Origin of the sequence: Nonomuraea sp. NPDC052634 (assembly GCF_040678535.1) — a bacterium.
Taxonomy (GTDB): Bacteria; Actinomycetota; Actinomycetes; order Streptosporangiales; family Streptosporangiaceae; genus Nonomuraea; species Nonomuraea fastidiosa.
On record NZ_JBFATY010000017.1, the window covers coordinates 23,177 to 46,045 of the forward strand.

At 72.8% G+C, this 22,869-nt stretch carries 20 protein-coding genes; 13 read left to right on the forward strand and 7 right to left on the reverse strand.

Going from position 1 to position 22,869, the window contains the following annotated elements; genetic code table 11:
• Positions 1-18: 18 nt before the first annotated feature.
• Both AB0K67_RS38350 and AB0K67_RS38355 read right to left on the reverse strand, forming a co-directional pair.
• A complete protein-coding gene (locus tag AB0K67_RS38350) occupies positions 19-1,500 on the reverse strand; it encodes an AMP-binding protein (protein WP_364069968.1) in 1,482 nt (493 codons plus the stop codon).
• A gap of 334 nt (positions 1,501-1,834) precedes the next feature.
• Positions 1,835-5,350, reverse strand: coding sequence for a serine/threonine-protein kinase (locus tag AB0K67_RS38355; RefSeq protein WP_364069970.1), 3,516 nt, complete (start codon positions 5,348-5,350; stop codon positions 1,835-1,837).
• A gap of 127 nt (positions 5,351-5,477) precedes the next feature.
• Between AB0K67_RS38355 and AB0K67_RS38360 the strand changes: the two genes are divergently transcribed.
• Positions 5,478-5,798 (forward strand): YciI family protein, encoded by a 321-nt coding sequence (locus AB0K67_RS38360; RefSeq protein ID WP_364070070.1) that lies wholly within the window; start codon positions 5,478-5,480, stop codon positions 5,796-5,798.
• Positions 5,795-7,039, forward strand: coding sequence for a DUF6596 domain-containing protein (locus tag AB0K67_RS38365; protein ID WP_364069972.1), 1,245 nt, complete (start codon positions 5,795-5,797; stop codon positions 7,037-7,039). Before AB0K67_RS38360 ends, AB0K67_RS38365 begins: the two co-directional genes overlap by 4 nt.
• A 77-nt stretch (positions 7,040-7,116) precedes the next feature.
• On the opposite strand, the gene AB0K67_RS38370 is transcribed toward AB0K67_RS38365, so the two are convergent.
• Positions 7,117-8,163, reverse strand: a complete 1,047-nt coding sequence (locus tag AB0K67_RS38370; RefSeq protein WP_364069974.1) for an RNA polymerase subunit sigma-70 — start codon at positions 8,161-8,163, stop codon at positions 7,117-7,119.
• Positions 8,164-8,377: 214 nt separating this feature from the next.
• Here AB0K67_RS38370 and AB0K67_RS38375 point away from each other — a divergent pair, with 214 nt between their 5' ends.
• Entirely contained in the window at positions 8,378-9,763 is a 1,386-nt protein-coding gene (locus AB0K67_RS38375; RefSeq protein WP_364069976.1) for an MFS transporter, read from the forward strand.
• An 80-nt stretch (positions 9,764-9,843) separates the two neighbouring features.
• Entirely contained in the window at positions 9,844-10,194 is a 351-nt protein-coding gene (locus AB0K67_RS38380) for an LLM class flavin-dependent oxidoreductase (protein ID WP_364070072.1), read from the forward strand.
• On the opposite strand, the gene AB0K67_RS38385 is transcribed toward AB0K67_RS38380, so the two are convergent.
• Entirely contained in the window at positions 10,163-11,284 is a 1,122-nt protein-coding gene (locus AB0K67_RS38385; RefSeq protein WP_364069978.1) for an ROK family protein, read from the reverse strand. The genes AB0K67_RS38380 and AB0K67_RS38385 overlap by 32 nt on opposite strands.
• A 72-nt stretch (positions 11,285-11,356) precedes the next feature.
• Here AB0K67_RS38385 and AB0K67_RS38390 point away from each other — a divergent pair, with 72 nt between their 5' ends.
• Positions 11,357-12,577 (forward strand): Gfo/Idh/MocA family oxidoreductase, encoded by a 1,221-nt coding sequence (locus AB0K67_RS38390; RefSeq protein ID WP_364069980.1) that lies wholly within the window; start codon positions 11,357-11,359, stop codon positions 12,575-12,577.
• Between the two features lie 56 nt (positions 12,578-12,633).
• Here the strand turns inward: AB0K67_RS38390 and AB0K67_RS38395 are convergent, their stop codons facing one another.
• Positions 12,634-12,804: a hypothetical protein gene (locus tag AB0K67_RS38395; RefSeq protein WP_364069982.1), complete on the reverse strand. Its 171-nt coding sequence runs from the start codon at positions 12,802-12,804 to the stop codon at positions 12,634-12,636.
• Between the two features lie 251 nt (positions 12,805-13,055).
• On the opposite strand from AB0K67_RS38395, the gene AB0K67_RS38400 reads away from it, so the two are divergent.
• The gene (locus AB0K67_RS38400) at positions 13,056-13,655 is read left to right on the forward strand and encodes a DUF3558 family protein (protein ID WP_364069984.1); all 600 of its coding nucleotides are present in this window, start codon (positions 13,056-13,058) and stop codon (positions 13,653-13,655) included.
• A 38-nt stretch (positions 13,656-13,693) separates the two neighbouring features.
• On the opposite strand, the gene AB0K67_RS38405 is transcribed toward AB0K67_RS38400, so the two are convergent.
• A complete protein-coding gene (locus tag AB0K67_RS38405) occupies positions 13,694-14,674 on the reverse strand; it encodes a helix-turn-helix domain-containing protein (protein WP_364069986.1) in 981 nt (326 codons plus the stop codon).
• Between the two features lie 113 nt (positions 14,675-14,787).
• On the opposite strand from AB0K67_RS38405, the gene AB0K67_RS38410 reads away from it, so the two are divergent.
• Together AB0K67_RS38410 and AB0K67_RS38415 are read left to right on the forward strand one after the other, a co-directional pair.
• A complete protein-coding gene (locus AB0K67_RS38410) occupies positions 14,788-15,738 on the forward strand; it encodes an NADP-dependent oxidoreductase (protein ID WP_364069988.1) in 951 nt (316 codons plus the stop codon).
• Between the two features lie 21 nt (positions 15,739-15,759).
• A complete protein-coding gene (locus tag AB0K67_RS38415; protein ID WP_364069990.1) occupies positions 15,760-16,080 on the forward strand; it encodes an NIPSNAP family protein in 321 nt (106 codons plus the stop codon).
• Here AB0K67_RS38415 and AB0K67_RS38420 read toward each other — a convergent pair.
• Positions 16,040-16,561 (reverse strand): Rrf2 family transcriptional regulator, encoded by a 522-nt coding sequence (locus AB0K67_RS38420; RefSeq protein WP_364069992.1) that lies wholly within the window; start codon positions 16,559-16,561, stop codon positions 16,040-16,042. The two genes, AB0K67_RS38415 and AB0K67_RS38420, sit on opposite strands and share 41 nt — an antisense overlap.
• 83 nt (positions 16,562-16,644) lie before the next feature.
• On the opposite strand from AB0K67_RS38420, the gene AB0K67_RS38425 reads away from it, so the two are divergent.
• The 5 genes from AB0K67_RS38425 (at position 16,645) to AB0K67_RS38445 (ending at position 22,820) form a co-directional block, all read left to right on the forward strand.
• Positions 16,645-17,508: an NAD(P)H-binding protein gene (locus AB0K67_RS38425; RefSeq protein ID WP_364069994.1), complete on the forward strand. Its 864-nt coding sequence runs from the start codon at positions 16,645-16,647 to the stop codon at positions 17,506-17,508.
• 142 nt (positions 17,509-17,650) lie between these two features.
• Positions 17,651-18,295 carry a TetR/AcrR family transcriptional regulator gene (locus tag AB0K67_RS38430; RefSeq protein WP_364069996.1) on the forward strand — a complete coding sequence of 215 codons (645 nt, stop codon included), beginning with the start codon at positions 17,651-17,653 and terminating at the stop codon, positions 18,293-18,295.
• A gap of 13 nt (positions 18,296-18,308) precedes the next feature.
• Entirely contained in the window at positions 18,309-19,241 is a 933-nt protein-coding gene (locus tag AB0K67_RS38435; protein ID WP_364069998.1) for an MBL fold metallo-hydrolase, read from the forward strand.
• Positions 19,242-19,265: 24 nt separating this feature from the next.
• Positions 19,266-21,938, forward strand: coding sequence for an AAA family ATPase (locus AB0K67_RS38440; protein WP_364070000.1), 2,673 nt, complete (start codon positions 19,266-19,268; stop codon positions 21,936-21,938).
• A gap of 3 nt (positions 21,939-21,941) precedes the next feature.
• Positions 21,942-22,820, forward strand: a complete 879-nt coding sequence (locus tag AB0K67_RS38445; protein ID WP_364070002.1) for an alpha/beta fold hydrolase — start codon at positions 21,942-21,944, stop codon at positions 22,818-22,820.
• Positions 22,821-22,869 lie beyond the last annotated feature (49 nt).

The window sequence follows — 22,869 nt, forward strand, 5'->3', positions numbered from 1 at the left end:
TTCTTCCTGTGATCGTGGTCAGGTGGCGTCGGGCCGGAGCAGGTCGAGCAGCCGCGACTTCACCACCTTGCCGAGGTGGTTCTTCGGCAGTTCGGGGACGAACAGCAGCCGGCTCGGCAGCTCGTGCCTGGCCAGCCGGTCCATCAGGAACGTCCGCAGGTCGGCGGCGCTGACCGGCGACCTGGTCACGACGGCGGCCGCGGTGACCCGGCCGAGCACCGGATGCGGCACCCCGACCACGGCGGCCTCGGCGACCGACGGATGCTCGTACAGCGCGGCCTCCACCTGCAGCGTGGACACCTTGTGCGCGCCGGATTTGATGACGTCGCTCTCCCGGTCGACGAGGTAGAGGTAGCCGTCCGCGTCGAGGTAGCCGACGTCGCCCATGCGCACCCAGCCGTCACGGAAGACGGTCTCGCTCAGCCCGCGGTCGCGGTAGTAGGAGCGGGTGCCGACAGGTGAGCGCAGCCACACCTCGCCGGTCTCCCCGGTCTTCGCGGGCCGCCCGTCCGGGCCGACGATCTTGAGGTCGCCGCCCGAGTGGGGCCGTCCCACCGAGGCCGGCCGCGTGGGGTCCACGATCATCACGGTCTGCGCCGGAGCGGCCTCGGTCGAGGTGTAGTAGTTGACGATCGTCGCCTTCGGGAACGCCTTCGCCATGCCGGCCGCGACGGCGGGCGGCAGGCTCGCCGCGGTGGATCCCAGCAGCCGCACGCTCGACAGGTCGTGCCGCTCGTGGACGCGGGCGTTGAGCAGTTCGATGGCCATGGCGGGCACCACGAAGACCGTCCCCACCCGGTACGACTCGATCAGCCGGGCGAAGCGGGCGGGCGTGAAGCGCGGCATGGTCAGCGCGGCGGGGCGGGCGCCCAGGGAGTTGACGAGCATGGTCTGGCCGGCGTTGCTGCCGATGGGGAAGGCGTGCAGGAAGTGCCGGGAGTGCAGGAGGCTGCGGCGCTTGGGGTCGGCGGACAGCCCGTAGGCGAGGTTGGCGTGGGTGGCGCCGACGCCCTTGGCCTTGCCGGTGGTGCCGGAGGTGTAGATGATCTGCGCCAGCCCGCCGGGTTGCAAGTCCCCGCGCACCGGGCTCTCGTCCGCCTGATCCAGGTCCGCCGGCGTGCCCCGCCAGCCGCCCACGTCCGGTGGATCGATCCCGGGGCCGTGCAGGACGGCGCTCACGGAGCAGTCGGTCAGCGCGTGGCGTAACTCGGCGGGGGCCAGCCGCGCGGACAGCGGCACGGCGACGCAGCCGGCTCGCATCACCCCGCACCAGGCGACGGCGAGGTCGATCCAGTCCCGCTCGTCGAACACCAGGCCGACCCGCTGCCCGCCCGCCAGGCCGCGTTCGATCAGCGCGCGGGCGACCGCGTTGGAGCGCCGGTCCCATGCGCCGAACGTGAGCGTCCCGACCTCGGCCACCACGAGCGCCGGGCTCTCGGGCTGCTCTTGGGCGCGGCGCGCGAGGAGATCCGGCACCAGCAGCCCAGCGTTACCCTTCACCACGGTGAGTGACCGAAACGTTTCGTGACCATGGCCCGCTTCCTTGACTCGAATTCCACGCAGATCACGCCTAATACGGCCGCCCCGAAAACCGTATGGTCCGAAGAATAGGCAATTCGCGCGAGCAACAACAGAGGGAAACTTTAAGAAGTTGTCCGAAACTTTCAGAGGCGGCGGCTCCGGCCGGTGGCCCGCTCGCGGCCCTTCGAACGGGCTCGATCGCATCCCCTGCGGGATTGCATCGTTCCAAGTCTTCAGCGTGGCCGACGCCCGTCAGCGAGCTGATCGCTTCTCTCCGGCGCGTGGTCCGGATGGCCGGGTCCGGCCCCGCGCGTCACAGGTCGGCGCAGACGTCGCGGTAGGGCACGTCCTTCAGGTACTGACGCCACTCCTGGCCGGTGAGCGTACGGCCCGCTCGCTCGCACACGAGCCTGGCCACGCCCTGCGCCCCGACCGGGATGGTGGTGACGGTGTGTTCGCCGTTGCCGGAGACGTACAGGGTCTGGTCGTCGGCGCTGAAGGCGAGCCGGTCGAGGATGCCGATGGGGAAGGAGCCGAGGCGCTCACGGGCGGCGACGTCCCAGACCTGGACGCTGTAGACGTCGTTGAACGTCTCCCCCATGGACCTGCCGATCAAGGCGATGAGGGAGCCGTCGTGGCTGAACCGCATGGCCTCGACCTGGGCTTCGCTCGCCACGCGCAGCGCGGGCGGCAGCTCGGCGCCCTTGGTGAGGTCCCACAGCTCGACCGTCCCTGAGCCGAGTGCGAGCAGCGGCTCCGTGGGACTGACCGCGACGACCTGGCCCGCGCGGCCGAAGCCGGGCCCTGTGGCCTTGCCGGTGCGCAGGTCGTACACGGTCCCGGTGCCGGTCACCACGGCCGTGCCGTCGGATGTGGGCTCGATCGAGCCGGTGGAGGTGGCGAGGGCGTGCCGGGCGAGCACCCGGCCGGTGCCCGCGTCGAGGACGATCAGCTCGTTGCGGGCGTCGCGCTCGCTCTGCTCCGTCAGCGAGAGCACCAGGCTGCGGCCGTCCGGCGTGAACGCCTTCGCCAGCACGCCCTGCCGGCGCGGCACCGGGTACCGCCACAGGCGGCGGCCGGAGGTCACGTCCCAGAGCCCGACAGAGGAGTCGAGGGCTTCGGCGGCCAGCCGCCGGCCCGCCGGGTCGAACACCGCTCCGGTCGCGCCCCCGCTGCCCTCCATCGGAGCTCCGAGGCGGCGGCCGTCCCACAGGCGCAGCGGCTCCGGCCCTTTGGCGGTGGCGGCCAGGCGGCCGTTCCCGGCGAACGCGACGACCTGCTGGCCGCCGGGCAGCCGGGCCGAGGTCAGGCGGGAGCCGAGGTCGGCGGTGATGGTGGAGTTGTCGAGCAGGTAGCGGACGGTGTGGCCGTCGCGTTCCAGCCAGGCGTCCTCGGGCTCGCCTTCTGCGTGGTAGACGGCCAGTTCGTCGCCGCCGGCGGCGTCCCACAGGTGCAGGGTGCTGCCCTCGACGCCGAGCAGGCGGCGGCCGTCGGGGCTGATCCGCAGCCGCCCACCCGGCAGGTACCTCGCCGCCGACGGCTGCCAGAACGGCCGGTCCTCGTCAGGGACCTTGGTCCCGGTGGCGAGGTCCCAGGCGGTGATGTCGCCGTTCGCGCAGAGCAGCCGCCTGCCGTCGGGCGTGAACGCCACCACCGAGCCGCACGTCTTCGGGATGCGGGCGTGGACCTTGAGGTCGGGCAGGTGGATCACTTTGAGCCCGCGCTGGTTCATCTCGACCCCGGCGATGTAGTCGCCGGACGGCGCGATCGCCGGGGTGTGCTCGGCCCACAGGCGTGGCGTGTAGGACGCGCCCGTTCTGGTGTCCCAGAGGAATTCCAGCGTGTTCTCGCGCATGACGGCGGCCAGGCTCTCGTGGCCGTCGAAGACGACGTGCACGCCGGGACTGCCCTCGGTGACGCGGTGCTCGCGCAGCTTCTTGCCGGTGGCGGTGTCCCAGGCGGTGGCGGTCTGCCTGCTGACGACGACCAGGGTGCGGCCGCTCGGGCTGAGCGCCGCCGCGGTCGGCAGCATGTCCATCCCCTCAGGCCACGGCCAGAACGCGGTCTGCCGCCCCGCGGGCACGTCGTAGACCCGTACGCCGTCCTCCCCTGCGATGGCGCGGACACGCCCGCCGGCCGCCGACGCCGCGGCCGAGACGCCCTTGGCGCCCGGGTCGCGGAAGACGCCGCTCTCCGGCATGGTCAGCGACGTGGTGAGGCTGCGCCGGGTGTCGGAGCCGGGGGCCAGCCGCCAGCCGGCCACGCTGAGCAGCATCGCCTTGACCGGGTCGGTGGTCCGCAGCCGGTCGGCCTCCGCCGCGACCTGCCGCCCGACGGCCTGGTCGCGCTGGCGTGCCACCACGCGGCTCTGCTCGGCCACCTGCCTGCCCTGCAGCACGGCGATGCCGCCCGCCGCGAGCGCCACCGCGAGCAGCCCGGCCAGCGCCGCCGTGGTCAGCCGCCTGCGGCGCACGCGCCGCCTGGCCAGGCCGGTGCCGGCGGCGAGGAAGTCGCGTTCGCGCGGGGTCAGCGTGATGTGCCGGCGTCCGGTGGCGGCCCAGGTCAGCGCCTCGTCCAGGCGGCTGCCCTGGAGCAGGTCGGCGTCCTTGCGGCCGTTGTCGTCCCAGTGGCGGGCGGCGTCGCTGATCCTGGCGAGCACGGCGAGGCCGTCGCGGTCGCCGTCCACCCAGATCCGCAGCCGGGGCCAGGCGCGCAGCAGCGCCGGACGCGACAGCCGTACGGCGTCGTCCTGCTGCGTCACCAGGTAGGAGAACGCCTTGAGTATGTGCTCGATGGCCTGGACCTCGCGTTCTGAGCGGCCGGCGAGCAGGTCCTCTTTGAGCGCGTGGCGTACGGTCTCGTGGCCGTCGTCGGTCACCGTCACCAGGCGGAGGAAGACCGCGGCGGCCAGCTCGCGCTCGTCGGGGGTGAGCGCGCCGTAGGCGTCCTCGGCGATCGTGCCGAGCGCCGGGTCGGCCTGCTCGGGCACGTGCACGCCCGCCGCCGCCCTGCTGCCCGCCTCCAGCAGCGGGACGCCGACGCCGCCGACCAGGGCGAGCAGCAGGTCGCGGGCCGCCGGACGGGCCGCCGGGTCCTTCTCCAGCGCGGCCGAGACCAGCGAGGCCAGCGCAGGCGGCAGCGCGCTCAGGTCGGGGTGGTGCGACAGCACGCGGTGCATGACGCCGCCCAGATTGTCGGCCCTGAACGGGTCCTCGCCGGTGGCGGCGAACACCACGATCGCGCCCCAGGCGAACACGTCGGCCGGTGTTCCCGCGCGCTGCCCGGTGAACACCTCGGGCGCCATGTACGTGGGCGTGCCCGCCACCTCGCCGGTCCTGGTCAGCGACATCTCCAGGGTGCGCGCGATGCCGAAGTCGATGACGCGCGGGCCGTCGGCGCTGAGCAGCACGTTGTCCGGCTTCAGGTCGCGGTGGATCACCCCGGCCTCGTGCACGGCGGTCAGCGCGGTGGCGATCGCGGTGGCCAGCCGGTGCAGGTCGTCGCCGGTGAACCTGCGTCCCCGCTCGACCACCCGGCGCAGGCTCGGGCCCGGCACGTACTCGCTGACGATGTACGGCCGCTCGCCCGACATGTCGCAGCCCAGCACCCGCGCCGTGCAGAACGACGCCACCCGCCGCGCCGCCGTCGCCTCCCTGGCGAACCGGTCGCGGCTCGCCTGGTCGTCGACCGCGTGCAGCACCTTGAGCGCGACCCTGCGCCCCTCCCCGTCATAGGCGTCATAGACGACGCCCTGGCCGCCGGAGCCGAGCCGCCCGGCGATCCAGTAGTCCCCGATCCGCTGCGGATCCCCAGCGGTGAGCGCTTCCACGGCGAGTTAGATGCGCGCGTGGCCGCCGTGGTTCCTGAAGCTCTTCCTCGTGGACGTGTCCGGATGGGCAGGTCCCGTTCGTGACTATGGTGAACCGCAATCCGAGGAGGAGCACGCAGTGAAGTACATGATGTTCGTCTGCAACGACCCCGAGCCCGACACCGACAGGGAGAACCTGCCGGACATCGAGGCCTGGGTGGCCGACAACGACACCCGCGGGCGGCGGCTGCAGGGCGGGGCGCTGGCGTCGGGGTCGGCGGCGACCACCGTCCGCGTGCGCAACGGCGAACTGATCCTCACCGACGGCCCGTTCACCGAGACCAAGGAGATGATCGTCGGCTTCGATCTGCTCGAATGCGCCGACCTCGACGAGGCGATCGAGGTGGCCCGCGCCCACCCGATGGCCAGGGAGGGGCGTCTGGAGCTGCGCCCGGTCCTGGAGGCGTGAACGTCCTGGAAAGCGTGGCCGCGGACGCGTACGCGCGCATCGTGGCCACGCTCATCCGCGTCACCGGCGACTGGACGCTGGCCGAGGACTGCGCCCAGGAGGCGCTGGCGCGTGCCGTGCAGCGGTGGCCGGAAGACGGCGTTCCGCCCAATCCGGGCGGCTGGCTGATGACGGTGGCGCGCAACCGCGCGATCGACACGCTGCGCCGCGCCTCGCTGGAACGCCGGAAGCTGGAGGAGCTGGCCGCGCTCTCGGTGGACGCCGGCGACGGCCCGTGGACGAGCGGTGAAAGCGGCGGGGAGGAGATCGTGGACGATCGCCTGAGACTGATCTTCACGTGCTGCCATCCGGCGCTGGCGCTGGAGGCGCGCGTGGCGCTGACGCTGCGGACGATCTGCGCGGTGCCGGCCGCCGAGCTCGCCCGTGCCTTCCAGGTCACCGAGTCGGCCATGACCCGCCGCCTGACCAGGGCCAAGCACAAGATCGCGGCGGCGCGCATCCCGTACCGGGTGCCGAGCGGCCCTGCGTTGGACGAGCGGCTGCCCGGTGTGCTCTCCGTGCTGTACCTGCTGTTCACGCAGGGCTACAACGCCGACGGCGAGCCCGCGTTCGCCGACGAGGCCGTCCGGCTGGCACGGCTGCTGCCGCGGCTGATGCCGGGGCAGGACGAGGTGGCGGCGCTGCTCGCGCTCTTCCTGCTGCAGCACTCGCGGCGGGACGCCCGTCGCGACCGCGCCGGTGAGCTGGTGCCGCTGGAGCGGCAGGACCGGTCGCGCTGGGACCGCGCCGCGATCGCCGAGGCCCTCGGCATCCTGGCCGAGCCGGCGGAGGGCGGTTTCGGGGACCGTATCACCGTGTGCGGCCCGTACGAGTTGCAGGCCCGCATCGCCGCCTGCCACGCGACGGCACCGTCGGTGGCGGATACGGACTGGGCGCAGATCGCACGCTGCTACGACGAGCTGTCCCGCATCCGCTCCACGCCGGCCGTCGAGCTGAACCGCGCCGTGGCGCACGGCTACGCGTACGGCCCTCGGGAGGGCCTTGCCCTGCTGGCCGGCGCCCGTGCGGGCGGCGAGCTGGACGGCCACCCGCTGGCCCTCGCCGCCGAGGCCGACCTCACCGCCAGGCTCGGCGACCGCGGCCGCGCGGCGGCCCTGTTCCGCGAGGCCGCCGCCGTCGCCCACACCGACGCGGAACGCCGCGCCCTGCTCGCCCGCGCCGCGGAGACGGCCCAAGGCTGACGGTCACACAAGCGGCGGTCCTGGCCGTGGACGGCCAGGACCAGGACGGCTCTGCCAGGGCGTACCGGATGTCCGGGCTAGACGATCGCGAACGCGTGCCGCGTGCGCGCGTACCCCTCCGGGAGCCGGGCGGGCAGGCCGAAGGAGGTGAAGTCGGCGGTCAGGAAGGAGACCACCTCGCCGATCCTGGAGCCGCGCACGGTGATGAGGTCGAGGCCGGCGGGCTGGTAGGCGGAGCGGCCGTCCCAGGCGTACGTGCCGAACGCGAGCTGCCCGTTCGCCTCGGTGGGCAGGACGCGCCAGCGCTGCCCCAGCACCTCGCTCAGGAAGATGCGGATCTCGGCGTGCCCGCGGTACAGCTCGGTCAGCGGCGGCATCGAGATCCGGGCGTCCTCGGTGAGCAGTGCGAGGATGGCGTCGGCGTCGCCGCTCTCCCACGCTTCGGCGTAGCGCTGGGCGACGTCCCGCCGGCCGGCCTCGCCGAGCGCGGCGAGCGCCTGCTGCTGGCTCTCCTCGGGACGCCGCGCGGCGAGGACCTTCCTGGCCCGCTGCAGCGCGCTGTTGACGGCGGGCCGGCTCGTGTCCAGCACCTCGGCGGCCTCGCCCGCGCTGTAGCCGAGGACGTCCCGCAGCAGCAGGGCGGCGCGCTGCACGGCGGTCAGGTGCTGGAGCATGGCGACGAACGCGAGCTCCATGCTCTCCCGCTGGAGCGTGCGCGCCTCGGGACCGAGCCGGTCCACCCAGCCCATCAGCCGGTCGGGGTAGGGCTCCAGCCACGCCACGTCCCCCGCCGATGGGCCGTCGGGCCGCAGGTCGGCGGGCAGTTCGCGGCGGCCGCGCCGCTCGATGAGCGTCAGGGAGCGGTTGGTCGCGATCCGGTACAGCCACGGGCGGAACGACCCACGATGCTCGACCCGTCCCAGGCCCCGCCAGGCCCGGTCAAGGGTCTCCTGCACCACGTCCTCCGCGTCGTGCACCGACCCCAGCATGCGGTAGCAGTACGCCCGCAGCTCCCCGCGCAGCGGGCCCACCAGGTCTCCGAACGCGTCGCCGTCGCCGGCCCGCGCCGCGTCGAGCAACTCGGCCTCGGTCGTGGTGTGCGGCCGGTCGGTGGCTTCCCTCATGTCTCCTCCATCGGTGTGCGCCGCACGGCCGGACGACTCGCGTGCCTCGGCACCGCGATGAGTTCGCCCGTTCCGGCGGGTCTTAACTACCGACGGATTCGCACCGACCCCTGAGAACGGAAAATCTGTTGATGTCTACTGACGAGGACAGCACGATTATGCGCGGCGCGCAACCCGTGCGCAGGAGCACATCGTTTGCCACAGGAGCCGCGGCGTGAGCGTCATCCCCGGCGATCGCAAGACCTTCTACCAGCTGCTGGCCAACACCGTTCTGGTGTCGGTGGTCAACAGCACCGCGTGGTTCGCCATCACCTTCTACGTCTATCTGCAGACGCACTCGGTCTTCGCGACCGGCGTGATCTCCGGCATCTTCCTGGTGCTGACGGCGCTGTCCGGCATCTGGTTCGGCAGCCTGGTCGATCACCACTCCAAGAAGGCGATGATGCAGCTGTCGGCGCTGGCGTCGCTCGTGCTCTACGCCGGGGCGCTGGCCGTCTATCTGACGGTGCCGCAGGAGTCGTTCACCGATCCGGCCGGCGTGCCGCTCTGGGTGATGGTCGTGCTGCTGATGTTCGGCGTCATCGCGGGCAACATCCGCACGATCGCGCTGCCGACGCTGGTGACGCTGTTGATCCCCGAGGAGGGCAGGGACCGCGCCAACGGGCTGGTCGGCAGCTCGACGGGGGTGAGCTTCCTGGTCACGTCGGTGTTCAGCGGCGGGCTCGTCGCACTCGGCGGCATGTACTGGGTGCTCGTGCTCGGCCTGGGGGCGCTGGTGCTCGCGCTGCTGCATCTGGCCGCCGTCCGCGTTCCGGGGAATCCGGAGGCTTCCGCGCAGGAGGACGCGCCGAAGCGGTCGGTGGATCTGCGCGGCACGATGCGGCTGGTCGGCGAGGTGCCGGGGCTGACGGCGCTGATCCTGTTCACCACGTTCAACAACTTCCTCGGCGGCGTCTTCATGGCGCTGATCGACCCGTACGGGCTGACGCTGGTGCCCGTGCAGGTGTGGGGGCTGCTCTGGGGCGTTTTGAGCACCGGGTTCATCGTGGGCGGGCTGCTCGTCTCGCGTACCGGTCTGAGCCGCAACCCGCTGCGGGTGCTGCTGCTCACCAACCTCGTGCTGTGGGGGGTGACCGTGCTGTTCCCGGTGCGCTCCTCGATCGTGCTGCTGTCTGTGGGGATGTACGCGTACATGCTGCTCGTGCCGTACGCCGAGGCCGCGGAGCAGACGATCCTGCAGAAGGTCGTGCCGTACGAGCGGCAGGGGCGGGTGTTCGGCTTCGCGCAGAGCGTGGAACAGGCCGCGTCGCCGCTCACCGCGTTCCTGATCTCGCCGATCGCGCAGTTCGTGGTCATCCCGTTCATGACGGACGGCGCGGGCGCCCGGGCGATCGGCGGCTGGTTCGGCACCGGCACCGACCGCGGGCTCGCCGTCATCTTCATGGCGGCCGGCGTCATCGGCCTGCTCGCCACCGTCGTCGCCTTGCGCAGCCGCCCGTACCGCCGGCTCAGCGAGCGCGTCACCTCCTCGCCTGACGAGGACGCCGGGGGCGCGGCCGAGCCGGCACCGCCGGAGGACCTTCAGCAGGCCAGGCCCTGAACCGCCGGTTGACCTCAACCCTGGTTGAGTTTCCAGCGTGATCCGGAGACACGGGAGGATCACGATGCGGATGGATCGGGCTGGAGTTCGGCGTCCTGAGCCTCCCGCTGCGTCCTGTCGCCCTGGTCGCGGCGCAGGTGCAGACGCTCCAGCACCGGTCGGGTGGCCGGGTCGTGCTCGGCGTCGGGATCGGCGGTTTCCCCGGCTCGCCGTTCTGGCGGGCCGTCGGGGCTCCCGCGCGGGACAGGGAGCGCCGGACCGATGAGGCGTTGCGCGTGCTGCCCGGCCTCATCCGCGGCGAGGCCACGAAGGCGGGCGACGCGGAGGTCACGCTCAGCCTCGGCGGCGACGACTTGCTCCGTCAGGCGGAGACGCCGGCAGCGGCCAGGGCGCGGGCGGCTACGGTGCCGCGGCGGCGTACGGCTCCATGAGTTTCTGCTCGGCGTGGTCGAGCGCCATGCGTACGGCGCCGTACGCGATGCTCTCCTCGCCGAACGTGGACGGCGCGACCTCCGGCGGGTTGAGGCACATCTCGGCCAGGTGCGCCCGCATCCGTTCCAGCAGCACCTCTCCCCCGCCTGCCAGCGTGCCGCCCACGACGACCAGCTCGGGGTCCACCGCGGCCACGAGCACGGACGCACCCCGCGCGAGCCCGTGGGCAAGCCGGTCCACCAGCGCGAGCGCCTGCCGCTCGCCCGCCCGTGCGGCCTGGAAGAGCTCGTCCGCGCCGCGGCCCGCCTCGGCGAGCACCACCGACGCGTCCTCCCAGCCGGTGAGCGGGACCCTGCCCAGCTCGCCGGCGCTGCCGGTGCGGCCGGTACGCAGGCGGCCGTCGAGCAGCAGCCCGTGGCCCGCCCGGTAGCCGGTGAGCACGTAGACCAGGTCGTCGACGTGGCGTGCGCTGCCTCGCCAGTGCTCGGCGACGGCGGCGAGGTTGGCGTCGTTCGCCGCGAAGCCGGGGCAGCCGAACCATCGGCCCACCTGCCCGGCGAGGTCGAGCCCCGTCCAGCCGGGGATGAGAGTCGAGATCGTCACCCTGCCCGAGCGGTCCACGACGCCCGAGGTGCCCGCCGTGGCCGCCCACACGCCGCCGCGCGCCGGTCCGGCCGCCTCGACGCAGGCGGTGGCGGCCCGCTCGGCCAGCGCGAGGCGCTCGGCGGCGGGCAGGTGCTCGTCCGTGTCGAGCCGGCGTTCTGCGACGACGTCGCCGTCGAGGTCGGCCAGCATGGCGAGGATGCGCCGCGGCCCCACGTCCAGGCCGACGACGTGACCGGCGTCCGCCCGGAACGCGAAGCGCCGGGCCGGCCGGCCCGCCCCGCCCTCGGCCGGCGCGACCTCGCGTGCGAGCCCGCGCGCGGTCAGGTCGGCGAGCGCCGCCTCGGCGGTCTGCCGCGACAGGCCGGCGGCGCGCGCGAGCTGCGTCAGCGTCTGCGGCCCGCCCCGGCGCAGCGCGTGCAGGGTGGCGCGGGTGTTGAGCCGGCGCAGCAGCGCCGCGTCGCGAGTTACGCCAGGAGTTGTCATAAATCCTCTTGACCGTAGGACTGCAGCGACCCTAGCTTTATAACGCATCTTCTCATAATTGGAGCGGAAAGCATGCCGCACATCGGGCTGGCGCTGGTCGGGGCGGGCGACCGGGGGACGAAGTACACGAGGTACGCGACGATGGACGGCCACGCCAGGCTCGCCGCCGTGGCCGAGCCCGATCGGCGGCGCAGGGACGCGCTGCTCGCCGAGCACCCGGAGGCCCTGGCCTTCGGCGACTGGCGGGAGCTCGCCGAGCGGCCCCGGCTCGCGGACGCGGTGGTGATCGCGACGCTGGACGCCGACCACGTGGAACCGGCGGTGCGCTTCGCCGAGCTGGGTTACCACGTGCTGCTGGAGAAGCCGATGGCCACCGATCTGGCGGACTGCCGCCGGATCGTCGCGGCGGCCGAACGTTCCGGCGTGATATTCGCGGTCTGTCACGTGCTGCGCTACACCACCTACACCCGGCGGGTGAAGGACGTGCTCGACAGCGGGCGGCTCGGGGAGATCGTGACCATCGAGCACCTGGAGCCCGTCGGCTGGTGGCATCACGCCCACTCGTACGTGCGGGGCAAGTGGCGCCGTGCGGACGAGGCCACGTTCATGCTGCTCGCCAAGTCGTGCCACGACCTCGACTGGCTGACGTACGTGATGGGCCGCCGCGTTGCCCGGGTATCGTCGTTCGGCGGCCTGAAGCACTTCACGGCGGAGAACCGCCCGGCGGGCGCCGCCGACCGCTGCCTCGATTGCGCCGTCGCGGCCGGCTGTCCGTACGACGCCAGGCGCATCTATTCGCCGTACGTGGGCGAGGAGAAGCGCTGGCCCCTCTCGGTGCTCACTGACGACCCGACGGAGGCGGGCCTGTTGCGGGCGCTGCGCGAGGGCCCGTACGGCAGGTGCGTGTACGCCTGCGACAACGACGTGGTGGACCACCAGGTGGTGAACCTGGACTTCGACGGCGGGGCGACGGCCTCGTTCACCATGACCGCGTTCTCCCCGATGTCCCACCGCAGGACCCGCATCTTCGGCACCCGCGGCTTCCTTGAGGGTGACGGCGCCACGATCACCGTGACCGACTTCGTGACCGGCGAGGCCGAGGTCATCGAGACGAACCCGCCCGCCGACGGCCACGGAGGCGGCGACCAGGGCCTGATCGCCGCCTTCCTGGACGCGCTCACCCGGGACGACCCGGCCGCGATCCTGTCGGATCCCCGGGAGAGCCTGCACAGCCATGAGGTCGCCTGGGCGGCGGAGGAGTCCCGCCTCACCGGGACGGTCGTCACCCTCTGAGACGCCCTGCTAAGACGCCCCTCCGAGACGCCCTTTGGGAACGCCCTTCTGGGGCGTCAGCGCTGCGGCTCCCGGCGGAAGGTGACGTTCGCGCTGTAGCCGAACCCGCCGCCCCGGACGGTGTTGGCGTAGACGGCGACGTCGCTGACCGGGAGCTGGGCGTTGGTGGCGTTCACGCCGACCGCGGGCCTGGTCGAGCCCCCGGTCAGCGTGATGTCGTTGGCCATGATGTCGCGTGGACGGCCTCATCGCGGCGGCGCTCAACGTGGTCAGCGCTCCGGAGTGAAGGAACGTCTGCGTCGTTCGCCATCGTGGCCGGCGCGGTGACGGCGTGCGCCGGCTCGTGGCCTCAGCTCCGTCAGGTGCGTGATCGTAGAGCAGTGCCCGCTTCGTCCGGTGCGACGTGGTCCTTCCGGCAGCCGTTGGAGCAGCCGGATCGCAGGGAGCGGTCCCGGGAGGATGCGTCTACCATGCGGGCATGCCGCGATCAGGCAGCCCCCGGCGCTCCTGGAGCGGGCTCGGTCACCTGAACGCCGGACCGGCGCTCGCGCTCGCCGCTGTCGCGCTCAGTGCCGACTGCGCGAGCGGGCAGCCCGCCGCGCGAGGAGCGTCCCCCCAACCGGTCCCCTCTTCCGCCACTCCCTCGTCCTCCTCCGCCTCGCCTTCCACCCCCTCGCCTTCTGCACCGCTGCGCAAGTACTCGCTGAAGGAGCTGAGGTCGAAGCCGTGCCTGGCCCTCGACGAGCGCGACCGCGCGGCCCTCGGCATCAAGGAGGAGGGAGAGCACAGCTCGACCAAGGGCGGGGAGGTGTGCAGGTGGGAGGTGGCGGGACAGAGCGTCAGCCTCGACCTCGACGTGCCGCTGTCCTTTGCGAAGACGATGACCAAGGACGGGCGCGTCACGCAGGTGCCGGTGGGTTTGCACCGGGGCATACAGGCCGAGTTCCAGCGCATCTGTTTCATCTTCGTCGCTGTGGACGATGTCGATCATCTGATCGGGACGACGACCATCCCGGACCGAGGGGTTTCACAGGACGCCAATGTCCGATGGGAGCCGCGGTCGTCGCCGCCGCGCTGACTCACATCCGCTGAACGTATGGGTCCCCGCCGGTGCCGTTACGAGGCGGCCGCCGGTTCCGGGGCGTGGTGGGCGCGGCGGTAGGCCAGGGGGGACAGGCCGAGGTTGGCGTAGAAGTGCTTGCGCAAGGCGACGGGGTCGCCGAAGCCGCAGGCGGTGGCGATGCGCGCGATCGGCAGCTCGGTGGTCTCCAGCAGCAGGCGCGCGTGCGCGAGCCGACGCTGCGCCAGCCACTTCTGCGGGCTGCTGCCCACCTCGCTGCGGAAGCGGCGGGTGAACGTGCGCACGCTCATGTTCGCGTGCCTGGCCATGTCCTCCAGTGTGATCGGCTCGGCCAGGTTGTCCAGCACCCACTGCCGGGTGGCCGACGTCGAACGGTCGGTGTCCTGCGGCACCGGGTGCTCGATGAACTGCGCCTGCCCGCCCTCGCGCCAGGGCGCGACCACGCAGCGCCGCGCGGCGGCCGCGGCGACCGCCGCCCCGTGGTCCATGCGGACCAGGTGCAGGCACAGGTCGATGCCGGCCGCGCCGCCGGCGGAGGTCAGGATGCGGCCGTTGTCGACGAACAAGACGTTCGGATCGACCTCGACCTTGGGGAACAGCCGCGCCAGCCGGTCGCACAGCGCCCAGTGGGTGGTGGCCCGCCGGCCGTCCAGCAGCCCGGCGGCGGCGAGCAGGAAGGCGGAGGTGCACAGGCTGACGATGCGGGTGTCCGGCCCGATGCGCTTCAGCGCGGCGGCGACGTCATCGGGCGGCTCGCCGGTCGCGAGCAGCCGCTCGCTGGGCTCCTGCGTGGCGATCACGACCGTGTCGGCGCTCTCCAGCAGCGACTCGTCGTGGTCTACGACGATCTTGTAGTCCTCGTGGGTGCGTACGGGCCTGCCGCCGATGGAGCAGGTGGTGACCGAGTACAGGCGGGTTCCGTCGGGCTCGCAGGCCTCGTTGAACACGCGAGCCGGGATGCCCAGATCCAGCGGCAGCACGCCGTCGAGCGCGAGAACGGCCACACGATGTGTCATGGCCGGAATTGTACGGTAGATGGCTCTCCGGCCACTCACACAGGTCCCTCGCCCTCGGCCACTCTTTCTTCCTGCCGGGGGTGACGCTCCCGGCACGGAACCCGAGGGAGGACATGATGCGAGCTGTCACGATCAAGGAGTTCGGCGGGCCCGAGGTGCTGACCGTGGAGGACGTGGAGCGCCCGGAGCCGCTGCCGACCGAGGTCCTGGTACGCGTGCACGCGGCCGGGGTCAACCCGGTGGACTGGAAGACCCGGGCGGGCCAGGGCATGGCGGGCCTGCAGACGTTCCCGCTGATCCTGGGCTGGGACGTCTCGGGCGTCGTGGAGAAGGTCGGCTTCGGTGTGCACACGCTCAGGCCCGGCGACGAGGTGTACGGCATGCCGTGGTTCCCGCGCGCGGCCGGCGCGTACGCCGAGTACGTGACCGCGCCGAGCCGCCAGTGGGCCCGCAAGCCGGCCACGCTCGACCACGTGCACGCGGCCGCCGTGCCGCTGGCCGCGCTGACCGCCTGGCAGATCCTGACCGCCACCGCCCACGTGCAGGAGGGCCAGCGCGTGCTGATCCACGCCGCCGCCGGCGGTGTCGGGCACTTCGCGGTGCAGTTCGCCCGCCACCTGGGCGCCCACGTGATCGGCACGGCCCGCGCCGCCCGCCACTCCTGGCTGAAGGAGCTGGGCGCCGAGGAGACCATCGACTACACGACCACCCGTTTCGAGGACGTCGCCGAGGACGTGGACGTCGTCATCGACCTGATCGGTGACGGGCAGGACCGGACGAGCACCCGTTCCCTGCGGACGCTGCGCCGCGGCGGCCTGCTGGTGGCCGTGCCCGGCGGCGTCTCCCCCGAGCTGGCCGAGGCGGCCGAGGAGGCCGGGGTGCGCACCAGCGCGTACCTGGTCGAGCCGGACGGTCCCGCGCTGGCCACGATCGCGGGCCTGATCGACGCGGGTCACGTCCGTGTCGAGGTGGAGGAGACGTTCCCACTGGAGCAGGCCGCCAAGGCGCACGAGCGCGGCGAGACCGGCCGCACCCGCGGCAAGCTCGTCCTCACCGTGAACTGACGCGGCCTTCCGAGTGACACGATGTTCTACGAGATCCGCCGCTACCAGGCCAAGCCCGGACGCCGCGACGAATGGGTGCGCTACATGGAGGACGTCGTCATCCCGTTCCAGACCGCGCAGGGCATGGACGTGACCGCCTCCTTCGTCGACGCGGAGGACCCGGACGGCTACGTCTGGATCCGCCGCTTCGATGACGAGGAGGAGAAGAAGGCGCTGTACGAGGCCGTCTACGAGAGCGACCGCTGGAAGAACGAGATCGGCCCGGTCGTCTACGACCTGCTGATCCGGGAGAGGACCGTGGTCACCCGTGTGACGCCGACCCCGGCGTCTCCCCTGAGGTGACGGCGCGGACAGGGCCCGCCCCGGACGCCGGGTCCGGGCTCTGCCGCCCGTCCGGCTCATCCGTGAGGGCCCTGGTCAGCACGTCGAGGACGGTGAACCGCTCCAGCTCCGCGGCGACGGCGTCGGCCACCATCTGGTCGAGGCAGGTCAGCGACTCCTGGATGTTGCGGCCGATCGGGCACGCCGGATCGGGCCCGTGCAGCCCGAGCACCGGGTCGTCGCCCTGAAGCAGCCGCCAGACCTGGGCGAGCGTGATGTCGCGGGGGTCGGCGGCCAGCTCCCAGCCTCCGCGCACGCCGGGGCGCGAGCGCACCAGCGCGGCCTCGCGCAGCGGCCCGAGCACGCGGCGTACGTAGACGGGGTTGACGTTGGTGCTCTCCGACAGCTCGTCGGAGCTGACCGGGCGGCCGTCGGTCTGGCCCGCGAGGTAGGTCAGGACGTGCACGGCCACGGCGAACTGCGTGTTCTTCGACCGTGCCATGCCGCCATCCTGTCATATCGCAACCGTTATGGCTACAGTATAATCAATTCGCAACTTTGATGATTGCGAATAGGAGCATCGGGATGACGATCGCCATCACAGGCGCCTCCGGCCCTCTGGGACGCGCCACCGCCGAGTACGTGCTGCAGACCACCGACCCGCGAGAGGTCGTGCTGACCACGCGCCGCCCCGAGGCGCTCGCCGATCTCGCCGCCCGCGGCGTCCAGGTGCGGCGGGCCGACTTCGGCGAGCCCGCCACGCTCGACACCGCGTTCGCGGGCGTCGAGCGGCTGGTGCTCATCTCCACCGACGTGGTGGGCGTGCGCCTCGACGGGCACCGCGCGGCGGTCAAGGCCGCCGCCGCTGCCGGGGTGCGGCACGTGATCTACACCTCGGTCCCCGAGCCGGTGCCGGACAACCCGGCGCTGGTGGTCACCGATCACGCCGGCACGGAGCAGGCGCTGCGCGACAGCGGCATGAGCTGGACGTTCCTGCGCAACAACCTGTACGCGCACATGCAGACCGCCCGCATCCAGCAGGCGATCGCGTCGGGCCGGCTGGTGAGCAACGGCGGAGACGGCGCCGTCGCCTACGTGACCAGGGAGGACTGCGCGGCGGCGGCCGCGGCGGTGCTCACCGAGGGCGGGCACGAGGGGCAGGCGTACGACATCACCGGGCCCGAGGCGCTGACCGCGGCCGACCTGGCGGCGCTCGCGCGCGAGATCGGCGGCCGGGACGTGGAGCTGGTGGAGGTGGACGACGCCGCGTACGCCGCCGGCCTGCGGGCGGCCGGTGTGCCCGAGGAGGCGGCGCGGGTGATGACGTCGTTCGGCGCGGCGACGCGGGGCGGCTTCCTCGCCACCGTGACCTCGGCGGTCGCCGACATCACCGGGCGGCGGCCGACCGCGCTGGCGGACGTCGTACGCACCGCGCTGAAGGGCTCCTGACGCCGGGGATCGCCTGACGCTGCGGACCGGCTCGCGTTCAAGAGCCGCCTGACCGCGCGGAATCCCGCCGTTCGCACCGTTGTTTAGACTGTACTGTAAAGTCTAAATTCGTGAACGGCAGGCGAGTGAGGAGCGCGGCGGCATGACGGACCGGCCGGCGCAGACGCGGCGGCGCAGATCTTCATCGGACGGGAAGATCCTCGCGGCGGCGAAGGAGCTGTTCCTGGCCGACCGCTACGCCGGCGTCACCGTGGAGCGGGTCGCCGAGCGGGCCGGCGTCTCGCGGCAGACCGTCTACAACCGCTTCGGCGCGAAGGAGACGGTCTTCCGCGAGATGCTCCGCTACCACTGGGAGTCCTTCGATGGCAAGAGCATCACGTGTGATGCGGGTGCGAGCGCCGAGGACGTCCTGCGGGAGTTCGCCCGTTCGCTGCGGCGCTTCGCCACCGAGACCGACCAGATCCGCTTCGCCCGGCTCGTGGTCACCGAGTCCGCCCGGCTTCCGTGGATCGCCGACGAGTTCTACCGGCTGGGTAAGGGACCGGTGGCGGCGGCGTTCACCGCCTGTCTGGACGACCTGGTCGCGCGCGGCCTCCTGCGCTGCGAGGACACCTACCTCGCGGCCCGCCAGTTCATGGGGCTGGTGCAGGAGTTCCTCGTGTGGCCCGGGGTGATGGCCTTCGAGGAGGAGATCGCCGCCCAGCCGTCCGCCGAGGTGGTGATCGAGGAGGCCGTACGCACGTTCCTGGCCCGCTACGGCCCCGCCTCGCCTGGCCCGCAGCTTTAGGAGATCCCGTTTCATGCCCGCTTACAAGATCGTTCTCGGCGACGTCGAGATCACCCGCGTCATCGAGTGGTCCGGCCCCGTCCGCACCGCCCGCTTCATCGTCCCGGACAGCGACGAGGAGACCTGGCGGCGCAACGAGGACTGGCTCGCGCCCGACTTCTGGAACCCCGCCGACGACGCCTACCTCTGCCACATCCAGACCTGGGTGCTGCGCAGCGAGGGCAAGACGATCCTGGTGGACACCGGGGTCGGCAACGGCAGGGCGCGCCCGCAGATCCCGCTGTTCGCCGATCTGCAGACGGACTTTCTCGACCGCCTGCGCGCGGCCGGGGTCGCACCCGAGGACGTCGACGTCGTCGTCAACACGCACATCCACTATGACCACGTCGGCTGGAACACCGAGTGGCGCGACGGGGCGTGGCGGCCGACGTTCCCGAACGCCACGTACCTGATCCCGCGCGTCGACAACACCTACTTCGACCCGGCGAACGCCCACCTGCGCCGGGCGCCGCGCGACGATCACGAGCGTATCCGCTGGGAGGGCAGCAAGCTCGTGTTCAACGACAGCATCGCGCCCATCCACGAGGCCGGGCAGGCGGTGCTGTGGGAGGGCGGCCACCGCATCGACGGCAACCTGACGCTCGAGCCCGCACCGGGGCACACCCCCGGCTCGTCCGTGCTCACCCTGCGCTCCGGCCCCGACCGGGCGGTCTTCGTCGGCGACATGCTGCACAGCCCCGTACAGGTCCTCGATCCGCGCTGGAACAGCTGCTTCTGCGACGACCTGCAGCTCGCCGCCAAGACCCGCCGCGCCTATCTCGAACGCGCCGCCGACCAGCGCGAGCTGATCTTCCCCGCCCACTGGCCCGGACACAGTGCCGCCGAGGTGCACAAGAACGGCGACGGCTTCGCCGTCAACAAGTGGGCCGCCTTCCCCACCAGGTGACGGGCGCCCCTACAGTGGGTGCCCGTGCTCTACGGAAGGTCTGCGGAGATGGGCGCGCTCGACGAGGTGATCGCGCGGGCGCGTGACGGCTCCGGCGGCGCGGTCGTCGTGCGCGGTGAGGCGGGGACGGGCAAGACGGCCCTGCTCGACGCGGCGGCCGCGCGCGGCGGCGGGATGCGGGTGCTGCGGACCACGGGCGTCGAGTCGGAGTCCGATCTCGCGTTCGCGGCGCTGCACCAGGTGCTGTGGCCGGTGCTCGGGTCGCTCGGCGCGCTGCCCGAGCCGCAGCGGCACGCCGTGGGCGCGGCCCTGGGGCTGGAGCCGGGCGGTGCGGGCGATCGGTTCCTGGTGGGGGCCGGGGTCCTGTCGCTGCTGGCCGAGGCGGCCGTGCCGGACGGGCTGATCTGCGTGATCGACGATTTCCAGTGGATCGACCGGGCCTCGGCCGACGCGCTGCTGTTCGCCGCCAGGCGGCTGGGCACGGAACGCATCGCGATGCTGTTCGCCGTACGCGGTGACGCCCCCGTCAAGGGGGTGCCGCGGACGGTGGACGTAGGGGGGCTGCCCGAGTCCGCCGCCGACGAGCTGCTGCGGGAGCGTCACGGCGAGCTGCCCGACGGGGTACGGCGGGAACTCGTCGCGCTGACCGGCGCGAACCCGCTCGCGCTCCACGAGATCGTCGCCCGCCTGACGCCCGCGCAGCTCGCCGGGGACGAGCCGTTGCCCGACCCGCTGCCCGGCGGCGCGCGCCTCTTCGGCGACCGGGTCGCCGCCCTGTCCCCCGAAGCCGGTCTCGTCGCCCTGATCGCCGCCGTCGAGGCCGACCTCCCGCTGGTGCTCGGGGCCGCCGAGCGGCTGGCCGGCGGGCAGGCGGCGCTGGCGGAGCTGGAGGAGTCGGGGCTGGCCGAGGTGTCGGGCGCGACCGTGCGGTTCCGGCATCCGCTCGTCCGCTCCGCGATCCTGGAGGCGGCCTCCCCCGCCGACGTGCGCCGGGTGCACGCCGTGCTGGCGGAGCTGGCCTGCGACGACCGCCGCGCCTGGCACCTGGCGGGTGCCACGCTGGGCCAGGACGAGCAGGTCGCCGCCGCGCTGGTGGCCGCCGCCGAGCGGGCGCGCGAGCGCGGCGGGTACGGCGCCGCCGCCACCGCCCTGTCCCGGGCCGCCGAGCTGACCCCGGACCCGCGCGTCCGTGCCGCGCGGTTGAAGGACGCCGCCGTCGCCGCCTGGCTCGGCGGGCGTCCTGGTCAGGCGCAGTCGCTGCTGGCCGAGGCCCGCGAGCGCGCCGGCGATGACGCGCGTCTCGCCATGGAGATCGCCCGGCTGCGCGGCCGGTTCGAGCTGAACTCGGGGGACGCCGCCGAGGCCGTACGCATCCTGTCGGCGGGCGACACCCTGGACATGCTGGCCGACGCCGTGGAGGCGGCCTCGTACGTCGGCGACACGAAGGCGATCGCCGAGCTGGGCCGGCGGGCGGCGGCGCACCCCGAGGGGTTCCTGCGCGACACGGTGGCCGGGATCGGCCTGACCCTGGACGGCGACCCCGAGGGGCCGGGCCTGCTGCGGCGGGCCCTGTCGCGGGCTCTGTCGCGGGCCGGCGAGCTGGAGGACGCGGCCGAGCACCTGTGGGCGGCGGCCGCGGCCAGCTACCTGGGCGAGAACGACCTGGCCAATGAGCTGGCCGAGCGGGCCGGGCGGGTCGCCAGGGTGTCGGGGATGAGCGGGCAGCTGCCGGTCGTGCTGGAGTTCACAGCGACGGCGGAGCGCCTGGCCGGGCGGCTGGCGCGCAGCCAGGCCCTCTCCGAGGAGGGGCTGGAGCTGGCACGCGAGGCCGGATACACGAACACCGTCGCCGCGCACCTCGCCAACCTGGCGGCGGTGGCGGCGCTGCGGGGCGAGGAGGAGCTGTGCGCGCGGCAGGCCCGCGAGGCGCTGGCCATCGCGATCCCGCACCGGGTGGGGATGCGCGCGGGGGTGGCGTCGTACGCGCTGGCGCTGCTCGATCTGTGTCTCGGCCGGTACGCGGCGGCGCACGACCGGTTCAAGGCCGTCGTCGCGGCGGGGCCGGGGGCCGGGCATCCGACCGTGGTGTGGCGGACGGCCCCGGATCGGGTCGAGGCCGCCGTGGGCGCGGGCGACGAGGAGGGCGCGCGGGCGGCGCTGGCCGCGTACGAGCGGTGGTCGGCGAACGCCGCCACGGCCGAGTCGCAGGCCCTGCTGGCCCGCTGCCGCGGCCTGGTCGAAGGTTCCGATGACGCCTTCGCCGAGGCGCTGCGGCTGCACACCAACCCGTTCGAGGCGGCGAGGACGGCGCTGCTGCTGGGCGAGCGGCTGCGCAGGACGCAGCGGCCCGGTGAGGCGCGGGCGCATCTGCGGGCGGCGCTGGAGACGTTCGAGCAGGCGGGTGCCCGGCCGTGGGCGCGGCGGGCGCAGGACGAGCTGCGGGCGGCGGGCGAGAGCGGGCAGGCACCGGCCGCCGACGTGCTGGACGTGCTGACGCCGCAGGAGCTGCGCATCGCGGGCCTGGTCGCCGACGGGCTGTCCAGCAAGGAGATCGCGGCCCGGCTCTTCCTGAGCCCGCGTACCGTCGAATACCACCTGTACAAGATGTATCCGAAGCTGGGGATCAGCTCCCGTACTGATCTGGCGCGGCTGGTAGTTCTACGGAAGGCACCCGTAAGCGGCGGCGGCATGCTGTGAGGCATGCAGAACGTGAACATCTGGAGTGAAGAGTTCGGCGCCGGCACGGACGAGCCGATCCTGTTGATCATGGGTTCGATGTCACAGGGTGTCCTGTGGCCTGACGAGTTCGTCGGCCGGCTCACCGCCGGGGGCCGCCGGGTCATCCGGTACGACCACCGCGACACCGGCATGTCGGACACCGTGGACTTCGAAGCGAACCCGTACACGTGGGAGGACATCAAGGACGACGTCTACCGCGTGATGGACAAGCACGGCCTGGAAAGCGCGCACCTGGTGTGCCATTCGGCGGGCGGCCTGCTCGGGCAGCTCATCGCGGTGGAGCGTCCTGAGCGGGTGCGTACGCTGACCGTCATCGGCTCGTCCCCGCTCGGCGGTGGCGAGGGCGAGGTGCTCGTGCGGGCATTGATGGGGCAGCCGCAGCCCGAGGGCAGCCTGCCGGAGCCGACGCCGGAGTTCGTGGCCTTCTTCCGCCGGCTCATGGCCGCCCCGCCTCCTGCGGACCGGCGGGCGCAGATCGACGCCATGATCGCCGAGCAGCGCGTGCTGCACGGCACGGGGCTGCCGTTCGACGAGGACGCGGCGCGCCGTCTCCAGGAGCGCATCTACGACCGGGCCCGCGACCTGTCGAAGGCCGCCAACCACCGGCTGGCCGCGGCGGCCAAGCCCGACTTCGAGCCGGTGGGCGTACTCCACCAGGTCAAGGCGCCCACCCTGGTCATCGAGGGCAGCCACGAACCGGCCAAGCCGGGCCACGGCGCGATCATCGCCGAGCAGATCCCGGGGGCGCGGCTGATGATCGTGCAGGGCATGGGGCACACGCTGCCGCCGGAGGTGCACGAGGAGCTGGCCGACGCCATCCTCGCGCACACGGCCGGGTGAATCAGGACCGTGGCCCCAGGAACAGGCCGCCGCCTGGCGTCGATGACCT